The following is a 5,592-nucleotide window of genomic DNA, read 5'->3' as shown; positions in this document are numbered from 1 at the left end:
TCCCACCTCCCCGCCTCCGCCCCAGCGCAACACCGGCCTGATCCTGCTGCTCGCGATCGGCCTTCCGCTGCTGCTCCTGGGCGGAGTCGTCCGGGGGCTCCGCGACGATCAACACGGGAGACGTCCGCAAGGGCGTGATCGTGTTCGAGGTGCCGGAGTCGGCGCGGGCGGGAAGTTCCAGTTCGCGTTGAACAGCGGGTTCGCCGATCAGACGGGCGAGTGGACGCTTGGCTGACGCCGGAGGGTCTCCGCTCGGCTCCTGACGTCCGTGCCGTCGTGCACCAGGAGCGTCAATATGGGTTGACGCTCCTGGGAACGTCAACGTAAGTTGACGTCATGCATGATGACACGCGGCTGATTCCCGTGGGTGAACGGAAGCTGTGCGTACGGGTGCGCGGCGACGGCCCGACCCTCGTCCTCGACTGCGGCGGCGCCGGGCAGGGAACGGACGACGCCTGGGGGAACGGGCTGGAGGGCCGGCTGGCCGGGCTGACCACCCTGGTGACGTACGACCGGGCGGGTGTCGGGCGGTCCGGCGGGCCGGCCGCGGAGAGTGTCGCCGAGATGGCCGACGACCTCCACCACCTGCTGCACGGGCTCGGCGTGCCGCTGCCTGCGGTGTTCGCGGGGTGGTCCTTCGGGGCGCTGGTCGTCCAGGTGCTCGCTCTGCGGCACCCCCATGACGTGGCGGGGCTGGTCTTCGTCGATCCCACGGTGAGCGGGGAGCCGCCGGGGTCGGCGCTGGTGCGTACGGTGTCGTTCGCGGTGGCCGTGCGGCTGCTCCGCCTCCGCGCGCTGCTGCCCACCGCGAACGCCCGGCAGTTCCGCGAGCTCGCCGGCCTCCTGGCGGGTCTGCCCCGCCACATGCGCGAGGTCCAGGCCGCCTTGGAAGCCGGTACGCTCCCGCCCGTCCCGCTCCGGGTGATCACCGCCGGCGTACGCCCCCGCATGCCCCGCGCCCAGCTCGCGTACCTGGAGAACGGCCACCGCGCGCTCGCCGCCCGATCTCCCCACGGACGCTTGCTCATCGCCGGCCACGCCACCCACCAGATCCCGCACGACCAGCCCGACAGCGTCGTCAAGGCAGTGGAGGACGTCCTCCACCACCCGCGCTGACGCCCCACCACGTGCGCGCCGCTCCGCCGACCCCGAGCGGCGGGCTTCGGTACGGGGCGGAGGCGCAGCGCGTCGGGGTGGGGGGAGGGTTAGGATCACGGGCGTCGGCTCGGCCGATCGTGGCATCCGAATCCGTTTCGCCGCTCCGGCGGCCCTCATGAGACGAGAGCCGGTATGAACGTCACCCCCGCCCAGTTACGCTTCCTCGCCGACCGCGCCGGAGCGCTCGCGGACGAAGTCCGGGCGCTGTGCGAGGGCGTCGCCGTGGACGCGCCCGAACGCGACCCGATGGCCGCGGCCATCGAGGCCGCCGGGTGGCTCGACCGGGGGAGTGAGGACCTCCGGCGCGCCGCCGGAGACCTCGACCGGCTCTGGGCCGTACGCGAGTGCGGCATGCCGTGGGGCGTCTGCCCCGAGCACGGCAGGACCCTGTCGTCCAGCGCCGGCACCTCCACCTGCCGGGTGTGCCGGCGCACGTGGGACCACGACCGGCTCACCAAGCCCTGCGCGGAGCCGGTGACGTGGAAGGTGACCGACGAGGCCGGGACGGTGACGATGATGTGCGACGGCCACGTCCTGGGCGCCCACGCCGTCCTGCGGGGCGCCACCTTCACCCGCCTCGCCACACGGTGAGCTCCGGCCGCCGAGCCGGTCGCCGATGCGGCCGGCCACGGCGACAACCCACGACCGCGTTCCGACGGGTGCCGGTGCGGTGATCCGGTCGTCAGAGCGGGGTGGTCCACCATTCCGAGGCGATGGAGAGGCCGGCCTGGCGTAGGGCTTCGCGTTTCGGGGTGTCGGCGTTGCCGCAGACCACGACGACCTGCGCCGCGCCGGCGGGCCTCGTCCGTGACGGCGTGGAGCAGGGCGGTGCCGGTCGTGGGCCAGTCGCGGTCGTCCACGACGGCGTAGTCGTCCAGCGTGCACGTCGGCCCGCCGGGGTCGTACACCGGGGGAGAGCGGACGAGGGAGGCGATCGCGAACCCGGCGAAGCGCGAGTCTGGCTCGGCCACCCGGCAGACGGCCTCGGGATCGCGCACCAGCGTGGCGAGGAAGGCGGCGTGCCGTGCCTCGGCGTCGGGCGCACGCCGCCAGAAGACCGGCTGGTGCAGCTCGTACGCCTCCCGGCGACGCGCCATGAGAGCGGCGATCGCCGCCACGTCGCCGGGCACGGCGGCCCGGATGTCGATCAACGCCCCACTCTAGACGCGTGCCGCTCGCGGCGGCCGCCTCGCTCGCCTGAGCCGACGGCCAGGCGAATCAGACCTGGATAAGGGCGAGCCTAAAAACGCCATTACCGGCACGCCGAAAAGTCGACGACCCTGACCTGCGCAGGGCGTTCCACCTGCGTGGATCTTCACGCGCCTCATGGCCGAAATGACAGTACGGGGTCATATCCACACCGAACGTGACTCTTGTCATGCTGTTTTGTGTTTGTTAAAAGAGTTGTGGCGGTCGTATCGGCCGCCGTTCAGCAGCGTGAGGGAAGGACTCTCCTATTTCCGTCGCATGTCCCAGCGGCCATGGTCCTGTCCTGTTCGCTGCATATCCCCGCGGAGCGGGTGGCGTCCGTTCGTGCACGTCGCCCCCACCCGCGCGGTTCTGATTCCTGCAGAAATCCTGTGAATTCCCACGGCGGTGAAACACGCTCACAAAGCCTGTTTCACCGTCGCGGACACGCGTGGAATTGAGGAGGCTGTTTTGTTGGGAAAGCGACGGGCAGCGGTCGTCCTGGCCGCTTTACTCGGGCTCACGATCACGGGAACGGCGACGGCTCACGCCGACCCCACGACGCCGGGAGGTCCGTGGGTCCAGGACTCGCAGCATGTGTCACTGGAGCGCCTGCACACCTACGACGAGCTCACCACCGCGTTGCAACGCCTGGAGCAGCGCTCCAAGGGCGCGATCGACGTCGAGTCGATCGGCAGGACGCACGAAGGCCGTGACATCTGGGCCGCGACGGTCGGCACCGGCCCGACCAAGCTGCTCTACATCACCCAGCAGCACGGCAACGAGCCCCTGGGCACGGAGGCCGCCCTGCAGCTGCTGCAGCGCATCGGCGGCAACCAGGCAGGGTGGACCCGCGACGTGCTCGACGACGTGACCCTGCGCATCATCGTACGGGCGAACCCCGACGGCACCGAACGGTTCCAGCGGCAGAACGTCGACCCGGACTGCTCGGGCGCCTTCTGCCGGGCCGGGGTCGGGTTCGACATCAACCGCTACCACGACCCGGCGATGTCGCCGGAGGCCAACCCGGTGCCGGAGTCGGCCGCGATCCAGCGGATGGTGCGCTCGTGGCGTCCTGACATCACCGTCGACTACCACCACCAGGGCAGCTACCGCCAGCCTGACGGCTCCCTGGCGACCGCCTCCATCCTCTGGCCGACCAACACCGGGGTGGCGCCGGACGTCCTCGCCGACAGCAAGCGGGTCGCCGGGCTGGTGTACACCTCGCTGGAGCAGTACGGCTTCGCCGACGTCAGCCGCTACCCCGGCGACGCGCTCCCGGGCATCGCGCGCAACTCCTTCGGCCTGCAGGGCAGCGCGAGCCTGCTGGTCGAGCTGCGCGGCGATCTCGGCCAGAAGTCCGGCGGCTACCTGATCCGCACGGCGTACGCCTCCATGGCCTCCCTGCTCCAGGCCGCCGCGGACGGCAGCCTCGCCGCCGTCGACCCGGCGATCGCCGACACCATCCCCGACCGCGGCCCGTCGGTCGACCAGCACGAGGACGAGTGAGGGACGATGACGAACAGGAAGACGTACGCGGCTCTGGCGGCGGCCGCCCTGGTGGCCGCCAGCCTGACGGCGGCCTCGCCCGCCGCCGCGCAGGCCGCCCCGCCCGCGAACGCGCACTGCGGCACCTCGACCGGCGACACCGGCGCGAACGCGTGGACCGACCACGCCGAGCTGCGCAGCGCGCTGGAAACCCTGGAGGCGCAGCGCTCGGACGTCCTCGACGTCAGCCAGATCGGCGCCTCGAACCAGGGGCGCGCGATCTGGGCGGCGCGCACCGGCACCGGTCCCAAGGTCGTGCTGATCACCAGTGAGATCCACGGCAATGAGAAGACCGGCACCGACGCCCTGCTCGCCCTGCTGCGCGACTTCACCGCGCCCACGCCGGAGGCGCGGCGGCTGCGCTCGCAGGTGACGCTCGTCGCGGTGCCCAAGATGAACCCCGACGCCGCCGAGCTCGACCGGCGCGGCAACGACCGCACGTGGGCCGAGGTCGTCGCGGACTTCCCGCAGCTGGCCTCCGCGCGGCCGGCGTGGAACTACTACACCCAGCCGCGGTCGGGCGACGACTACGCCTCGCGCCCGGGCTTCGACGTCAACCGCGACTACCACCCCGACCTCGACTACGTGCCGCGGCCCGAGGACTTCCCCGGGTCCTCCGCCGAGACCGGCTGGTACATCCATCCCGAGTCGCAGGCGGTCAGGGACCTGTACAAGTCGCTGAAGGGGGAGTTCGGCGCCGTCGACACCTACATCGACCTGCACCACCAGGGCCCCTGCGACCTCGACGAGAGCGGCGAGAACCAGGTGACCATGTCGCTGTCGGGCAAGTTCATCGACATCGACAACCACCAGGAGTACAACCGCGGCTACCGGCTCGACTACTCCAAGCAGCTCACGCTGGCCGCGTACGACGCGCTGCAGACGCGCGGCGAGTCCCCGTTCGGGTCGCTGACCCTCTATCCGCAGGACATCGACCTGCCCGGCACGGGGCTCGGCTCGTTCGCGCTGAACGGCTCCGGCACCGTCCTGTTCGAGGTGCGAGGCCAGACCCAGACCTGGGGCGCCAAGCAGCGCGGCCAGCTCGTGCGGACGGTGGTGAACGGCCTGGACGGCATCATCGACGCCCTCGCGGCCGGCACGGTCACCCAGATCGACCCCGCCCGCTACGACGACATCCCTGAGACCCAGTAGGACTGCGTTCCTCCGGGGCTCAGGGCCGTGGTGGTGACGCCCCGGTCGGCGCGACTCGACGGCCGCGCCGACCGGGACCGTCGCAGCTCTACGACGGTGGTTCCGGTACGGGTTCGTGTGCTCCCCGTGGCTCCCCGTGGGCTACGCGGTGACCCGCCGGCGGCGGAGGACCAGCGACGCGGCGATCGCGGCGGCGGCCAGCAGCGCCACGGCGGTCAGCGGACCGCCGTAGCCCGGGTACGTCGTCTCGGACGCGACCGGCGCGAAGCCGTCCGAGGCGGCTCCGGTGTCGACGGCTCTCGCCGCGCTCACGCCGGCCGCCCCGGCCGCGTTCACGCCGGCGGCATCCGTGAGACCCGCCGCCTCCGTGCCGCCGGCTCCGGTGCTCCCCGTGCCGGCTCCCAAGCTCCCCGGCCCCGCGCCGTCCTGGCCCGTGCTGCCCGGTGCCAGGCCGGTCGGGGTCGGGGTCGTCGCGTCGTCCTCACCGGTGCCGCCCGGGGCCGGGCTGGTCGGGACTGTGCTGGTCGAGGACGGGCTGGTGGGGGA

General features: G+C 72.1%; 5 protein-coding genes and 1 pseudogene. 5 read left to right on the top strand and 1 reads right to left on the bottom strand.

Annotated elements, in window-relative coordinates; translation table 11 throughout:
• The 5 genes from E1286_RS49715 to E1286_RS45595 all read left to right on the top strand — a co-directional run.
• Positions 1 to 235 (top strand): hypothetical protein (locus E1286_RS49715; protein ID WP_223190938.1); only part of this gene is annotated, 235 nt, incomplete at its 5' end.
• Between the two features lie 101 nt (positions 236 to 336).
• On the top strand, positions 337 to 1,116 hold the full coding sequence (locus tag E1286_RS45610) for an alpha/beta fold hydrolase (RefSeq protein WP_132623410.1): 780 nt from the start codon (positions 337 to 339) through the stop codon (positions 1,114 to 1,116).
• 174 nt (positions 1,117 to 1,290) lie between these two features.
• Complete coding sequence (locus E1286_RS45605; RefSeq protein WP_132623408.1) at positions 1,291 to 1,749, top strand: hypothetical protein; 459 nt, start codon at positions 1,291 to 1,293, stop codon at positions 1,747 to 1,749.
• A gap of 1,194 nt (positions 1,750 to 2,943) precedes the next feature.
• Entirely contained in the window at positions 2,944 to 3,855 is a 912-nt protein-coding gene (locus E1286_RS45600) for a M14 family zinc carboxypeptidase (RefSeq protein ID WP_165970236.1), read from the top strand.
• 6 nt (positions 3,856 to 3,861) lie between these two features.
• Entirely contained in the window at positions 3,862 to 5,046 is a 1,185-nt protein-coding gene (locus E1286_RS45595) for a M14 family zinc carboxypeptidase (protein WP_132623404.1), read from the top strand.
• A gap of 141 nt (positions 5,047 to 5,187) precedes the next feature.
• Here the strand turns inward: E1286_RS45595 and E1286_RS48665 are convergent.
• A pseudogene (locus tag E1286_RS48665) lies at positions 5,188 to 5,592 on the bottom strand (hypothetical protein); the annotation flags it as partial.

It is taken from the genome of Nonomuraea terrae (genome assembly GCF_004348995.1).
Lineage (GTDB): Bacteria > Actinomycetota > Actinomycetes > Streptosporangiales > Streptosporangiaceae > Nonomuraea > Nonomuraea terrae.
Note: the sequence above shows the minus strand (reverse complement) of the source record. Positions and strands in the feature narration are given on the sequence as shown.